This is a genomic window from Streptomyces sp. NBRC 110035 (assembly GCF_000829695.1).
Taxonomy (GTDB): Bacteria; Actinomycetota; Actinomycetes; order Streptomycetales; family Streptomycetaceae; genus Streptomyces.
The window spans coordinates 114,294-129,129 of record NZ_BBNN01000037.1 but is presented as its reverse complement, the minus strand read 5'-3'; the positions used below and the strand labels follow the sequence as shown (position 1 = coordinate 129,129).

At 70.2% G+C, this 14,836-nt stretch carries 12 protein-coding genes; 10 read left to right on the top strand and 2 right to left on the bottom strand.

Annotated elements, in window-relative coordinates; genetic code table 11:
• Positions 1-6 precede the first annotated feature (6 nt).
• The 5 genes from yajC to TU30_RS25595 all read left to right on the top strand — a co-directional run bounded on the left by yajC (position 7) and on the right by TU30_RS25595 (position 6,928).
• A complete protein-coding gene (gene yajC / locus TU30_RS25615) occupies positions 7-528 on the top strand; it encodes a preprotein translocase subunit YajC (protein ID WP_042174111.1) in 522 nt (173 codons plus the stop codon).
• A 135-nt stretch (positions 529-663) separates the two neighbouring features.
• Positions 664-2,463 carry a protein translocase subunit SecD gene (gene secD / locus TU30_RS25610; protein WP_042174110.1) on the top strand — a complete coding sequence of 600 codons (1,800 nt, stop codon included), beginning with the start codon at positions 664-666 and terminating at the stop codon, positions 2,461-2,463.
• 3 nt (positions 2,464-2,466) lie between these two features.
• The gene (secF, locus tag TU30_RS25605) at positions 2,467-3,588 is read left to right on the top strand and encodes a protein translocase subunit SecF (RefSeq protein ID WP_042174108.1); all 1,122 of its coding nucleotides are present in this window, start codon (positions 2,467-2,469) and stop codon (positions 3,586-3,588) included.
• Positions 3,585-4,133 (top strand): adenine phosphoribosyltransferase, encoded by a 549-nt coding sequence (locus TU30_RS25600; protein WP_042174106.1) that lies wholly within the window; start codon positions 3,585-3,587, stop codon positions 4,131-4,133. The genes secF and TU30_RS25600 overlap by 4 nt, the downstream gene beginning before the upstream one ends.
• Positions 4,134-4,351: 218 nt before the next feature.
• Positions 4,352-6,928 (top strand): bifunctional (p)ppGpp synthetase/guanosine-3',5'-bis(diphosphate) 3'-pyrophosphohydrolase, encoded by a 2,577-nt coding sequence (locus TU30_RS25595; RefSeq protein WP_042174104.1) that lies wholly within the window; start codon positions 4,352-4,354, stop codon positions 6,926-6,928.
• Between the two features lie 106 nt (positions 6,929-7,034).
• On the opposite strand, the gene TU30_RS25590 is transcribed toward TU30_RS25595, so the two are convergent.
• Both TU30_RS25590 and TU30_RS25585 read right to left on the bottom strand, forming a co-directional pair.
• On the bottom strand, positions 7,035-8,264 hold the full coding sequence (locus TU30_RS25590) for a DUF349 domain-containing protein (protein ID WP_042174102.1): 1,230 nt from the start codon (positions 8,262-8,264) through the stop codon (positions 7,035-7,037).
• A 136-nt stretch (positions 8,265-8,400) separates the two neighbouring features.
• Positions 8,401-9,222, bottom strand: coding sequence for a peptidylprolyl isomerase (locus TU30_RS25585; protein ID WP_042174100.1), 822 nt, complete (start codon positions 9,220-9,222; stop codon positions 8,401-8,403).
• A 180-nt stretch (positions 9,223-9,402) separates the two neighbouring features.
• On the opposite strand from TU30_RS25585, the gene TU30_RS25580 reads away from it, so the two are divergent.
• The 5 genes from TU30_RS25580 to rpsD all read left to right on the top strand — a co-directional run bounded on the left by TU30_RS25580 (position 9,403) and on the right by rpsD (position 14,757).
• The gene (locus TU30_RS25580; protein ID WP_042174098.1) at positions 9,403-10,119 is read left to right on the top strand and encodes an MBL fold metallo-hydrolase; all 717 of its coding nucleotides are present in this window, start codon (positions 9,403-9,405) and stop codon (positions 10,117-10,119) included.
• An 11-nt stretch (positions 10,120-10,130) separates the two neighbouring features.
• Positions 10,131-11,393: a histidine--tRNA ligase gene (gene hisS / locus TU30_RS25575; RefSeq protein WP_042174097.1), complete on the top strand. Its 1,263-nt coding sequence runs from the start codon at positions 10,131-10,133 to the stop codon at positions 11,391-11,393.
• 288 nt (positions 11,394-11,681) lie between these two features.
• Positions 11,682-12,341, top strand: a complete 660-nt coding sequence (locus TU30_RS25570) for a vitamin K epoxide reductase family protein (RefSeq protein ID WP_042174095.1) — start codon at positions 11,682-11,684, stop codon at positions 12,339-12,341.
• Positions 12,342-12,454: 113 nt separating this feature from the next.
• Positions 12,455-13,810, top strand: coding sequence for a replication-associated recombination protein A (locus TU30_RS25565; RefSeq protein WP_042174093.1), 1,356 nt, complete (start codon positions 12,455-12,457; stop codon positions 13,808-13,810).
• A 332-nt stretch (positions 13,811-14,142) separates the two neighbouring features.
• Positions 14,143-14,757 carry a 30S ribosomal protein S4 gene (gene rpsD / locus TU30_RS25560; RefSeq protein WP_042174091.1) on the top strand — a complete coding sequence of 205 codons (615 nt, stop codon included), beginning with the start codon at positions 14,143-14,145 and terminating at the stop codon, positions 14,755-14,757.
• The last annotated feature ends 79 nt before the right edge of the window (positions 14,758-14,836 follow it).

The following is a 14,836-nucleotide window of genomic DNA, read 5'->3' as shown; positions in this document are numbered from 1 at the left end:
CGACCCGTGAGTCTCCTGACCCTCCTCCCGTTCATTGTGCTCATCGGGGCCATGTTCCTGATGACCCGGTCGGCCAAGAAGAAGCAGCAGCAGGCCATCGACATGCGGAACCAGATGCAGCCGGGTTCCGGTGTCCGCACGATCGGGGGCATGTACGCCACGGTGAAGGAGGTCGGTGACGACACGGTTCTCCTCGACGCCGGCCCCGGCGTGGAGCTGCTGTTCGCGAAGAACTCCATCGGTGCCGTCCTGACCGACGACGAGTACAACCGCATCGTTCACGGCATCGAGCACGACCTGAAGTCCGACGCCGATGGTGTCCCCGACGACGCCTCCTCCCTCACCGAGCCCGACGACTCCGCCGCCTCCGCCTCCGACGACGCACCGGTCGATTTCGGCAAGAAGGACACGGCCGGCACGGCCGAAGCGCCCGCCGACACCGCCGACGCAGAGCCCGCCGACGCCGCGGACAAGGCGAAGACGGACGAGCAGGCGAAGAAGTCCGACGGCGGTTCCGAGGCGAAGTAGTCGTGTCCCGGGGTGCGCGGGCAGCACGGCCCGCGCGCCCCGGGACATGCCCAGCTCGCGCGACACCCCGAGACCATGTCATGGCCGCCCGCCCTTCGACCGAGTGCGAGGCGGCCCGAGAGGGAGTACGAGAAGGTGGCAGCACTCAAAAAGGGACGCAACGCGAGCGCCACGAGCAAACCGTGGCGCTCGCTGGCCCTGATCCTGATCGCCATCGTGGCGCTCACCGGGGGAATGTTCGCCTCGGGGCACACCACTCCGCGTCTGGGCATCGACCTCGCCGGCGGCACCAGCATCACGCTGGCGGCCGTCCCCGAGGCCGGCCAGGAATCCGCGATCAACCCGACCAACATGGCGACCGCGGTCTCCATCATGGAGCGTCGCGTCAACGGCCTCGGTGTCTCCGAGGCCGAGGTCCAGACGCAGGGCGACCGCAACATCATCGTCAACATCCCCAAGGGCACCAACTCCGAACAGGCCCGGGAACAGGTCGGCACCACCGCCAAGCTCTACTTCCGTCCGGTCGTCGCCACCGAGCTCGCCGCGGGCGGTGCCGCTCCCACGCCGAGCGCCACCGGTGACACATCCGCCGAGGACACCGAGGGGGACAAGGCCACCGACGGCGCGAGCGAGGAGGCCGCGGACGGGACCACCGACGAGGGGTCTCCGTCCGCCTCCACCAGCCCGTCGGCGAGCGCCACCACCCAGGGCCGTGCGGTCACCGAGGCCCTGAAGGCCGACCCCACCCCGTCCGCGACCGCCAGTGGTCCGGCCGAGGCCGGGACCGGCCCCTCCGCACCCGCGGCGGACGGCGCCGCCGAGACCGACAACGAGCTCCAGGCCCAGTACGCCGCGCTCGACTGCACCAAGGCGAGCGTCCGCGCCACCGCCGGGGACGGCACCAAGGCCACCGACTCGACCGTGGCCTGCGGCCAGAACTCCCAGGGCCAGTGGCAGAAGTACATCCTCGGCCCCGCCGCCGTCGACGGCACGGACGTCGACGACGCCCAGGCGATCCTCAACACGCAGACCGGTGCCGGCTGGACCGTCACCATGGACTTCACGGACGAGGGCAGCAAGAAGTTCGCCGACGTCACCGGCCGGCTCGCCCAGAACCCGTCCCCGCAGAACCAGTTCGCCATCGTCCTGGACAACGAGGTCGTCTCCGACCCGTACGTCAGCCAGGCCCTCACCGGCGGCAACGCGGAGATCTCCGGCAACTTCACCCAGAAGTCGTCCGAGGAACTCGCCAACATGCTGTCCTACGGCGCCCTGCCGCTGACGTTCCGCGAGGACAGCGTCACCACCGTCACCGCCGCGCTCGGCGGCGAGCAGCTCGAGGCCGGCCTGATCGCCGGCGCGATCGGCATCGCCCTGGTCGTCCTGTACCTGCTGCTCTACTACCGCGGTCTGTCGTTCATCGCCATCATCTCGCTGCTGGTGTCCGCCTCCCTCACCTACGTGATCATGGCGCTGCTCGGCCCGACCATCGGCTTCGCGCTGAACCTGCCGGCCGTCTGCGGCGCCATCGTCGCGATCGGCATCACGGCGGACTCGTTCATCGTGTACTTCGAACGGGTGCGGGACGAGATCCGCGAGGGACGCGTCCTGCGCACCGCCGTGGAGCGTGCCTGGCCGCGCGCCCGACGCACCATCCTGGTCTCCGACTTCGTGTCCTTCCTCGCCGCCGCGGTGCTCTTCGTCGTCTCCGTCGGCAAGGTCCAGGGCTTCGCGTTCACGCTCGGCCTGACCACGCTGCTCGACGTCGTGGTGGTGTTCCTGTTCACCAAGCCGCTCCTGACCCTGATGGCCCGCCGGAAGTTCTTCGCCGGCGGCCACAAGTGGTCGGGCCTGGACCCGAAGGCGCTCGGGGCGAAGCCCCCGATCCGCCGCACCCGACGCCACTCCGCCCCCGCCCAGACGAAGGAGGCGTGAGAGATGTCGAAGCTCGGACAGCTCGGCGCCCGGCTGCACCACGGTGAGGTCGGCTACGACTTCATCAAGAACCGCAAGCTCTGGTACGGCGTCTCCATCCTGATCACCGTCCTGGCCATCGCCGGCCTGGCGGTACGCGGCCTGCACATGGGCATCGAGTTCCAGGGCGGGGCGGTCTTCACCACCCCGAAGAACATGAGCGCCTCGGTCTCCCAGGCCGAGGAGTACGCGGAAGAGGCCTCCGGCCACGACGCCATCGTCCAGAAGCTCGGTGACGGCAGCCTGCGCATCCAGATCGCGGCCATCGACACCAGCACCTCGGACAGGATCAAGACGGCGCTCTCCGAGGACCTGGGCGTCGAGGCGGAGCAGATCAACGCCGACCTGGTCGGACCCAGCTGGGGCGAACAGATCGCCAACAAGGCCTGGCAGGGCCTCGGCATCTTCCTGGTCCTGGTCGTGATCTATCTGGCGATCGCCTTCGAGTGGCGCATGGCCCTCGCCGCGTTCATCGCGCTGATCCACGACATCACCATCACCGTCGGCGTCTACGCCCTCGTGGGCTTCGAGGTCACACCGGGCACGGTGATCGGTCTGCTGACCATCCTCGGCTATTCGCTCTACGACACGGTCGTGGTGTTCGACAGCCTCAAGGAACAGACCAAGGACATCACCAAGCAGTCCCGCTGGACCTACAGCGAGATCGCCAACCGCTCCATCAACGGCACCCTGGTCCGTTCCGTCAACACCACGGTGGTCGCGCTGCTGCCGGTGGCGGGCCTGCTGTTCATCGGTGGCGGTGTCCTCGGCGCCGGCATGCTGAACGACATCTCGCTGTCCCTGTTCGTCGGCCTCGCCGCCGGCGCCTACTCGTCGATCTTCATCGCCACCCCGCTCGTCGCCGACCTCAAGGAACTCGAGCCGTCGATGAAGTCCCTGAAGAAGCGCGTCCTGGCCAAGCGCGCCCAGGGCACCGGAACGGACGACGGGCCGAGTCGGGTCCGGGTACCCGGCGACGGCCACGACGACGGGCCGGACGACGCGGCTGCCGCAGTCGTCGGCCCCCGCGACCAGTCCGCCTCCCGCGGCCACGGCCGCGGCCGACCTTCGGGAAAGCGCCGATGACCGAACTCACCGATGTCTCCGCACTGCTGCTGAGCCGCATCCGGGACGTGGCGGACTACCCGGAGCCGGGCGTGATGTTCAAGGACATCACCCCGCTCCTGGCCGACCCGGCGGCGTTCGGCGCCCTCAGCGACGCCCTCGCCGAGATCGCCGGACGCACCGGCGCCACCAAGGTCGTCGGCCTGGAGGCCCGCGGTTTCATCCTCGGTGCCCCGGTCGCCGTCCGCGCCGGCCTGGGCTTCATCCCCGTACGCAAGGCGGGCAAGCTCCCCGGAGCCACGCTCAGCCAGGCGTACGACCTGGAGTACGGCTCCGCCGAGATCGAGGTGCACGCCGAGGACCTCGCCGCCGGCGACCGCGTCCTGGTGATCGACGACGTGCTCGCCACCGGCGGCACCGCCGAGGCGTCGGTCCAGCTCATCCGTAGGGCGGGCGCCGAGGTCGTGGGCCTGGCCGTGCTCATGGAGCTCGGTTTCCTGGGTGGCCGGGCACGCGTGGAACCGGCCCTGGCCGGCGCTCCGCTGGAGGCACTGCTCACGATCTGACGAACGGCGCGGAACGCCGTTCCCCGGCTCCGCACGAGGCGGGACGGGCGCGACGGACACCGCGTGGGCGGGCACCGGGGGAATCCGGTGCCCGCCCCGTGCGTTTCCCCGGGAAGCGGTCCGGACACCGGTCCGAAGGAGATACGCCCGCCCGGGATGGCTACCATGGGGGCTCCGGAACCTGACCTGGGGACCCGGATCGCGTACGAGGAGTCCTCTTGGCAGACGAGGCCCAGCACCTGACCGCAGACAAGCCCGAGTCCGGCTCGGCTGCCGCGGCCAAGCCCGTGCCGAGCACGCCCCACGCGAAGAACGACCCGCGCGGGCCGGTCCAGCACGCCCAGGCCGCCGCCGCCGAGAAGCCCGAGCAGCCACGCCCCAAACCGTCCCCCACTCCCGGCTCCGCCCGCGCGGGGGGACCTCCGTCGCCCGACCGCTCCGCCCCCGCGGTCCGCCCCAACAGCGGGCAGCCGTCCCGTTCCGGCTCCTCCAACCGCGTCCGCGCCCGGCTCGCCCGGCTCGGTGTCCAGCGCGCCAACCCGTACAACCCGGTGCTGGAGCCGCTGCTGCGGATAGTGCGCGGCAACGACCCCAAGATCGAGAACTCCACGCTCCGCCAGATCGAGAGCGCCTACCAGGTCGCCGAACGCTGGCACCGCGGCCAGAAGCGCAAGAGCGGCGACCCGTACATCACACACCCGCTCGCCGTCACCACCATCCTCGCCGAGCTGGGCATGGACCCGGCCACCCTGATGGCCGGCCTGCTGCACGACACGGTGGAGGACACCGAGTACGGGCTGGAACAGCTCCGCCGGGACTTCGGCGACACCGTCGCCCTGCTGGTCGACGGCGTCACCAAACTGGACAAGGTCAAGTTCGGCGAGGCCGCGCAGGCCGAGACCGTGCGCAAGATGGTCGTCGCCATGGCCAAGGACCCCCGTGTCCTGGTCATCAAGCTCGCCGACCGCCTGCACAACATGCGCACCATGCGCTACCTCAAGCGCGACAAGCAGGAGAAGAAGGCGCGCGAGACCCTGGAGATCTACGCGCCGCTCGCCCACCGGCTGGGCATGAACACCATCAAGTGGGAACTGGAGGACCTCGCCTTCGCGATCCTCTACCCCAAGATGTACGACGAGATCGTCCGCCTGGTCGCCGAGCGCGCCCCCAAGCGCGACGAGTACCTGGCGATCGTGACCGACGAGGTCCAGCAGGACCTGCGCGCGGCCCGCATCAAGGCGACCGTCACCGGCCGCCCCAAGCACTACTACAGCGTCTACCAGAAGATGATCGTCCGCGGCAGGGACTTCGCGGAAATCTACGACCTGGTGGGCATCCGCGTCCTCGTGGACACCGTCCGCGACTGCTACGCGGCCCTCGGCACGGTGCACGCGCGGTGGAATCCGGTCCCCGGCCGGTTCAAGGACTACATCGCGATGCCCAAGTTCAACATGTACCAGTCGCTGCACACGACGGTCATCGGCCCCGGCGGCAAGCCGGTCGAGCTGCAGATCCGCACGTTCGACATGCACCGCCGCGCCGAGTACGGCATCGCCGCGCACTGGAAGTACAAGCAGGAGGCCGTCGCCGGCGCCTCGAAGGTGCGCACCGACATCGCTCCGGGCAGGTCCGGCAAGGCCGACAAGGAATCCGCCGCCGTCAACGACATGGCGTGGCTGCGGCAGCTGCTCGACTGGCAGAAGGAGACCGAGGACCCCGGCGAGTTCCTGGAGTCCCTGCGCTTCGACCTGTCCCGCAACGAGGTCTTCGTCTTCACCCCCAAGGGCGACGTCATCGCGCTCCCCGCCGGAGCCACCCCGGTCGACTTCGCTTACGCGGTCCACACCGAGGTCGGCCACCGCACCATAGGAGCCCGGGTCAACGGCCGGCTCGTACCGCTCGAGTCGACCCTGGACAACGGCGACCTGGTGGAGGTCTTCACCTCCAAGGCGGCCGGCGCGGGCCCCTCCCGGGACTGGCTCGGCTTCGTCAAGTCACCGCGTGCCCGCAACAAGATCCGCGCCTGGTTCTCCAAGGAGCGCCGTGACGAGGCGATCGAGCAGGGCAAGGACGCCATCGTCCGCGCGATGCGCAAGCAGAACCTGCCGATCCAGCGCATCCTCACCGGCGACTCGCTGGTCACCCTCGCGCACGAGATGCGCTACTCGGACATCTCCGCGCTGTACGCGGCGATCGGCGAGGGCCATGTCGCCGCACAGAACATCGTCCAGAAGCTGGTGCAGGCCCTCGGCGGCGAGGAGGCGGCCACCGAGGAGACCGACGAGTCGGTGCCGCCGGCCCGCGGCCGGGGACGCAAGCGCCGTTCCAACGCCGATCCCGGGGTCGTCGTCAAGGGCGTCGACGACGTCTGGGTCAAGCTGGCCCGCTGCTGCACACCGGTCCCCGGCGACCCGATCATCGGCTTCGTCACCCGGGGCAGCGGCGTCTCCGTCCACCGCAACGACTGCGTGAACATCGACTCGCTGTCCCGTGAGCCCGAGCGCATCCTCGAGGTCGAGTGGGCGCCCTCCCAGTCCTCGGTGTTCCTCGTCGCCATCCAGGTCGAGGCACTGGACCGCTCCCGGCTGCTCTCGGACGTCACCCGTGTGCTGTCCGACCAGCACGTCAACATCCTCTCCGCGGCCGTCCAGACCTCCCGCGACCGCGTCGCCATTTCCCGCTTCACCTTCGAGATGGGCGACCCGAAGCACCTCGGGCACGTCCTGAAGGCGGTACGGGGCGTGGAGGGCGTCTACGACGTGTACAGGGTGACCTCGGCCCGCAACCGGACGTAGGGGCCGTCCGGCCCCAGCGCACGACACGGCACGACAGAGGGGCTCCCGTACACGCGGTACGGGAGCCCCTCTCACCTCGCGGTGACCATGACGGTGACGGCGGTCGTCAGCCGCCGAACTCCTGCAGCCCCTTCAGAGCCTGGTCCAGGAGTGCCTGGCGGCCCTCCAGCTCACGCTCGAGCTTCCGGGCCCTGGCGTCGTTGCCCTGTGCCCGTGCCTGCTCGATCTGGCCCTTCAGCTTGTCCACGGCTGCCTGGAGCTGACCGGTCAGGCCCTCGGCACGCGCGCGTGCCTCCGGGTTGGTCCGGCGCCACTCGGCCTCCTCGGCCTCCTGCATGGCCCGCTCGACGGTGTGCATCCGGCCCTCGACCTTCGGCCGGGCGTCCCGCGGCACGTGGCCGATGGCTTCCCACCGCTCGTTGAGCGCGCGGAACGCGGCGCGGGCGGCCTTCAGATCCGTGATCGGCAGGAGCTTCTCCGCCTCCCCGGCCAGCTCCTCCTTGAGCTTGAGATTCTCCGTCTGCTCCGCGTCACGCTCGGCGAAGACCGAGCCGCGAGCGGCGAAGAAGACGTCCTGGGCGCCGCGGAAGCGGTTCCACAGGTCCTCCTCGTGCTCACGCTGGGCGCGGCCCGCGGCCTTCCACTCCGACATCAGGTCCCGGTAGCGCGCCGCCGTCGCACCCCAGTCCGTCGACTTCGACAGCGCCTCGGCCTCGGCGACCAGACGTTCCTTGGTCTTGCGGGCCTCCTCGCGCTGCGCGTCCAGGTGCGCGAAGTGCTGCTTGCGCCGCTTGGAGAACGCCGACCGCGCGTGCGAGAAGCGGTGCCACAGCTCGTCGTCGGACTTGCGGTCCAGCCGCGGCAGGCCCTTCCAGGTGTCCACCAGCGCCCGCAGCCGCTCACCGGCCGCCCGCCACTGGTCCGAACCCGCCAGTTCCTCCGCCTCGGCGACCAGCGCCTCCTTGGCATGGCGCGCCTCGTCGGACTGCTTCGCCCGCTGCGCCCTGCGCTCCTCGCGCCGGGCGTCCACCAGCTCCACGAGCTTGTCCAGCCGCACCCGGAGGGCAGCCAGGTCACCGACCGCGTGATGGGCGTCGACCTGCTCGCGCAGGTGCCCGATCGCCGTCGTGGCGTCCTTCGAGGACAGGTCGGTGGTCCTCACCCGCTTCTCGAGGAGGCCGATCTCCACAACCAGGCCCTCGTACTTGCGCTCGAAGTAGGCCAGAGCCTCCTCGGGGGAGCCCGCCTGCCAGGAACCGACGACCTGCTCTCCGTCGGCCGTACGCACGTACACGGTCCCCGTCTCGTCGACGCGGCCCCACGGGTCGCTGCTCACAGCGCCTCCTCCACATGATGCCTGCGGGGGATCTGCTGCCCCCGGGCATCGTCCACAGTTTTCGTCACGGCCAATCTAGGCGACCGACGGGATGCCTGTCCGCATCCCGCGCGACCGAAATTCCGCGGTGAAGCGGTCAGGATTCGCTGACAGTGGCCTTGTCGATGACGACCGTCGCGTTGGGGGCACCGTCACCCGCTCCGGTGCTGTCACCGGCCTCGGCGATCTTCTTCAGGACCTTCAGGCCGTCCGCCGAGACGGTGCCGAACGGCGTGTAGCTCGGCGGCAGCGGACTGTCCTCGTACACCAGGAAGAACTGGCTGCCGCCGCTGTCCTTCTGCCCGGTGTTCGCCATGGCCACGGTGCCCGCAGGGTAGGTGTCGTCCTTGAGGCTCTTGTCCTTCAGGTTCTCGTCCGGAATCGTGTAGCCGGGACCGCCGGTGCCGGTGCCCGTCGGGTCACCGCACTGCAGCACGTAGATGCCGTTGGTGGTGAGCCGGTGGCACGTGCTGTGGTCGAAGTAGCCCTCACCCGCGAGGAACGCGAACGAGTTGACGGTGTGCGGGGCCGCCGACGCCTTCAGCGCCATGTCGATCGTGCCGCAGGTCGTCTCGAGCGTCATCGTGTACTTCGCCGACTCGTCGATGGACATCGCCGGCTCCTTCTTCCAGGTCTTCGAGGCGACCTTGCCCTCCGCCGGCTTCTCGCACGGATCGGGCGCCTTGCTCGGCGCCTCGGCGCTGGGCGTGACCTCCGCGCTCGCGTCGGACCTGCCCTCGTCCTGGTCGAACGCCCCGGCCGTGTACAGCCCGAGGCTGCCGACCAGGACCACACCGAGGACGGACGCGATCACCGAGTTGCGGACCCGCGACTTGCGGCGCGCCTCGGTACGCCGCTGCTGCTGCCGCAAGAACTTCTCCCGGGCGAGCTGACGCCGCCGCTGCTCCTGGCTGACCACCGGGTTACTCCTCATGCCTCTCGTGTGCCGACCGAATACGCGTGCGGGCGGCGGGCCGACTGACTGCGTGTGTCCCGTACCGTATATGGGTTGGCTGAGGAAACGGCAGCGCCGGTAGGCTCTGCCCACGGGCGCGAGCCCCGTGGCAAGCCTCCCGTACCGACACAACGAAGGACGAACGTGCTCATTGCCGGGTTCCCCGCCGGGGCCTGGGGGACGAACTGTTATCTCGTCGCCCCCGCCGCCGGTGAGGAGTGCGTGATCATCGACCCCGGCCATCAGGCCGCCCCCGGAGTCGAGGAGGCGGTCCGCAAGCACCGGCTGAAGCCCGTCGCCGTCGTCCTCACCCACGGTCACATCGACCACGTGGCCTCGGTCGTCCCCGTGTGCGGCGCGCACGACGTACCGGCCTGGATCCACCCCGACGACCGGTACATGATGAGCGACCCCGAGAAGGGCATCGGCCGTGCCATCGGCATGCCGCTCATGGGCGAGCTGAGCGTCGGGGAACCGGCCGACGTCAAGGAGCTGGCCGACGGAGCCGAGCTCGACCTGGCCGGTCTGCGGCTGACGGTCGCGCACGCGCCGGGCCATACCAAGGGGTCGGTGACCTTCGGCCTGCCCGAGGCGGCGGACGTCCCGCCGGTGTTCTTCTCGGGCGACCTGCTGTTCGCCGGCTCCGTCGGACGCACCGACCTGCCCGGCGGTGACATGGCCGACCTGCTCGACTCGCTGGCCCGCGTGTGCCTGCCGCTCGACGACCCGACCGTGGTGCTGTCCGGACACGGCCCCCGGACGACCATCGGCCAGGAGCGCGCCACCAACCCGTATCTGCGGCAGGTGGCGGCGGACCGCCAAGGACGCGGCGCCGCCGGCGCCCCCCGACGAGGAATGTGACAAGACCTTCCGTGAGCACTTTCAAGGCCCCCAAGGGCACCTACGACCTGATCCCGCCGGACAGCGCCACGTACCTCGCCGTCCGCGAGGCCATCGCCGCTCCGCTGCGCGGCTCCGGCTACGGCTACATCGAGACGCCCGGCTTCGAGAACGTCGAGCTGTTCGCGCGCGGTGTCGGTGAGTCCACCGACATCGTCACCAAGGAGATGTACGCCTTCGAGACCAAGGGCGGCGACCGCCTCGCCCTGCGGCCCGAGGGCACGGCCTCCGTGCTGCGCGCGGCCCTCGAGGCCAACCTGCACAAGGCGGGCAACCTTCCGGTCAAGCTCTGGTACTCCGGCTCGTACTACCGCTACGAGCGACCCCAGAAAGGCCGCTACCGTCACTTCTCCCAGGTAGGAGCGGAGGCGATCGGGGCCGAGGACCCGGCGCTCGACGCCGAGCTGATCATCCTGGCCGACCAGGCGTACCGCTCCCTGGGACTCAGCGCGTTCCGCATCCTGCTGAACTCCCTGGGCGACAAGGAGTGCCGTCCCGTCTACCGGGCCGCGCTCCAGGACTTCCTGCGCGGTCTCGACCTGGACGAGGACACCCTGCGCCGCGCGGAGATCAACCCGCTGCGCGTCCTGGACGACAAGCGCGAGGCGGTGCAGAAGCAGCTGACCGGAGCCCCGCTGCTGCGTGACTACCTGTGCGACGCCTGCAAGGCGTACCACGAGGAGGTCCGCGAGCTGGTCACGGCCGCCGGCGTGGCCTATGAGGACGACCCCAGGCTGGTGCGGGGACTGGACTACTACACGCGCACCACCTTCGAGTTCGTCCACGACGGTCTGGGCTCCCAGTCCGCGGTGGGCGGCGGCGGCCGCTACGACGGTCTCTCGGAGATGATCGGCGGTCCCGCGCTGCCGTCCGTCGGCTGGGCGCTCGGCGTCGACCGCACCGTGCTGGCCCTGGAGGCGGAGGGCGTCGAGCTCGAACTCCCGGCCACCACCAGCGTGTTCGCCGTCCCACTTGGCGAGGAGGCCCGCCGGGTGCTGTTCGCCAAGGTCACCGAACTGCGCAAGAACGGCGTCGCCGCCGACTTCGCCTACGGCGGCAGGGGCCTGAAGGCGGCGATGAAGGCGGCCAACCGCTCGGGCGCGCGCTACGCCCTGGTGCTCGGCGAGCGCGACCTCGCCGAGGGGGTCGTCCAGCTCAAGGACATGGAGTCCGGCGAGCAGACCGCGGTGGGCGTCAACGAGATCGTGGCCGAGCTGGAGGCCCGGCTCGGCTGACTGCCGTCCTCGCCCTGACGCGCCCGAAGGCGCCGGTGTGCCCCAGGGGCCCCGGCGCCTTCGCCGTCGGTGGCGTCGCCGTGTCAATTTCCCGGACGTCGATTCCCCCGGCCGGGGACTTAGGCTGGAGTGTATGTACGGCCGGAGCACATACTGCGGCCGAAACCGTACACCTGCGGAGACGGTCCGTACGGTCTTATGGCCAGTGGGCGGTGAACCCACAGTCACGTGCGGCACAATGGCCCTGCCCGAAGCAGGTCCACACTCTCCAGTGACGGAATCGGCGTGATGAGCAAGACGACAGTGAAGGACGTTTCCACCGGGCCCGATCCCGCTCCGGGGCCCGCCGCCGGGCCGCCGCGCGAGGGCGCCGGCCGTGCGTTCGCCCTGCTGCTGGTCGTCACCGGCGCCGCCGGTGTCCTGGCCGCGTGGATCATCACCCTGGACAAGTTCAAACTGCTCGAGGCCAAGGTCAAGGGCGAGACCTTCGTTCCCGGCTGCAGCCTCAACCCGGTGGTCTCCTGCGGCAGCGTCATGGAGAGCGACCAGGCGAGCGTCTTCGGTTTCCCCAACCCGATGCTGGGCCTCGTGACCTACGGCATCGTCGTCTGCGTGGGCATGAGCCTGCTCGCCGGGGCACGCTTCCCGCGCTGGTACTGGCTCACCCTCAACGCGGGCACCCTCTTCGGCGTCGTCTTCTGCGCCTGGCTGATGATCCAGTCCCTGTACCGGATCAACGCCCTGTGCCTGTGGTGCTGCCTGGCCTGGGTCGCCACCATCATCATGTTCTGGTACGTCACGTCGTTCAACATCCGCAAGGGCTTCCTGCCCGCCCCCGGCTGGCTGAGGAGCTTCTTCGGCGAGTTCACCTGGGTCATGCCCGTGCTGCACATCGGCATCATCGGCATGCTGATCCTGACCCGCTGGTGGGAGTTCTGGACCAGCTGACCGCCCCGACCGCACCGGCCCCGGGGCCGCAAGGACGGCACAGGCCCCGGAGCCTGAAGGACCGCACCGACCGCGCGAGCCGCGCTGTCGGTGCGGTCCTTTAGGGTTTCGGTGTGGAGCCCGACCTGTTCACCGCCGCAGCCGAAGAACGCCAGGAGAAGGACCCGACCGGCAGCCCCCTCGCCGTCCGGATGCGCCCGCGCACCCTCGACGAGGTGGTGGGCCAGCAGCATCTGCTGAAGCCCGGCTCGCCCCTGCGCCGACTGGTCGGCGAGGGCGCCTCCGGCCCCGCGGGCCCGTCCTCGGTGTTCCTGTGGGGACCGCCCGGCACCGGCAAGACGACCCTGGCCCACGTCGTCTCCCGGGCCACCGACCGGCGCTTCGTCGAGCTGTCGGCGATCACCGCGGGCGTCAAGGAGGTCCGCGCGGTCATCGACGGCGCCCGCCGCGCCTCGGGCGGGTACGGCAAGGAGACCGTCCTCTTCCTCGACGAGATCCACCGCTTCAGCAAGGCACAGCAGGACTCCCTGCTCCCCGCGGTCGAGAACCGCTGGGTCACGCTGATCGCCGCGACCACCGAGAACCCCTACTTCTCGGTCATCTCCCCGCTGCTGTCCCGCTCGCTCCTGCTCACCCTCGAACCCTTCACCGACGACGACATCCGGGACCTGCTCCACCGCGCGCTCGGCGACGAGCGGGGCCTGAAAGGCGCCCTCACCCTCCCCGAGGACACCGGCAGCCACCTGGTGCGCATCGCCGGCGGGGACGCCCGCCGCGCCCTGACCGCCCTGGAGGCCGCGGCGGGGGCCGCGCTGGACAAGGGCGAGACGGAGATCTCCCTGGCCACCCTGGAGGAGACGGTCGACCGGGCCGCAGTGAAGTACGACCGTTCCGGAGACCAGCACTACGACGTCGCCAGCGCTCTGATCAAGTCCATTCGCGGCTCCGACGTGGATGCCGCCCTGCACTACCTCGCCCGGATGATCGAGGCCGGTGAGGACCCCCGCTTCATCGCCCGCCGCCTGATGATCTCCGCCAGCGAGGACATCGGCCTCGCCGACCCGCACGCCCTGCAGACCGCGGTCGCCGCCGCCCAGGCCGTCGCCATGATCGGCTTCCCGGAGGCGGCCCTCACCCTCAGCCACGCCACCATCGCCCTCGCCCTCGCCCCCAAGTCCAACGCGGCCACCACCGCGATCGGCGCCGCCCTCGACGACGTCCGCAAAGGGCTGGCCGGGCCCGTGCCGGCCCACCTGCGCGACGGGCACTACAAGGGCGCGGCCAAGCTGGGCCACGCCCAGGGGTACGTGTACCCGCACGACCTCTCCGAGGGCATAGCCCAGCAGCAGTACGCCCCGGACGCCCTCAAGGACCGCGCGTACTACGAACCCACCCGGCACGGCGCCGAGGCGCGGTACGCCGACGCGGTGGAGTGGACCAGGAAGCACCTCGGTCGGAAGCAGCCGTGAGCACCCTGTAGAATCTGCCGAAGCTGCGTCCCGCGTCCGGATGCCCGCAAGGGAAACCGGTACCACCAGAGCGGGACATCCAGCCGGAGACCCGCCCCTCCCGGGGGCAGGGAATCCAGGAGCGTCGCGCACCGTCGAACGGTGTCGCGGGCAGCCCACCACCACCCGGACGTCCGGGACCGGCCGGTGGGCCACTCGCGTGCTGCACGTATGTGCCCAGACCAGGGGAGCGGCTGCCCGGCAGGTCCGTCACGGACCCGCGGGGTTTCCCCGGCTGCGGATGCGACCTCCCCTAACCCTGGTGAGCCGACAAAACGAAGGTGAAAGAGACAGTGGCGAATCAGTCCCGCCCCAAGGTCAAGAAGTCGCGTGCCCTCGGTATCGCGCTGACCCCGAAGGCCGTCAAGTACTTCGAGGCCCGCCCCTACCCGCCGGGCGAGCACGGCCGCGGCCGCAAGCAGAACTCGGACTACAAGGTCCGTCTGCTGGAGAAGCAGCGTCTGCGCGCCCAGTACGACGTCAGCGAGCGCCAGCTCGTCCGCGCGTACGAGCGTGCCGCCAAGACGTCGCTCAAGACCGGTGAAGCGCTCGTCATCGAGCTCGAGCGCCGTCTCGACGCCCTGGTCCTGCGTTCGGGCATCGCCCGCACGATCTACCAGGCCCGCCAGATGGTCACCCACGGCCACATCCAGGTCAACGGCAAGAAGGTCGACAAGCCCTCCTTCCGTGTCCGCCCGGACGACGTCGTGCAGGTCCGTGAGCGCAGCAAGGACAAGACGCTGTTCACGATCGCCCGCGAGGGTGGCTTCGCCCCCGACGGCGAGACCCCGCGCTACCTCCAGGTGAACCTCAAGTCCCTGGCGTTCCGCCTGGACCGTGAGCCGAACCGCAAGGAGATCCCGGTGATCTGCGACGAGCAGCTCGTCGTCGAGTACTACGCCCGCTGACCCCGGCAGGCACGCGGTACCCCAGCCCGCCGTCTCTGCCCACCCGTGAGGGCGGGCAGAGACGGCGGGCTGCTGCGTG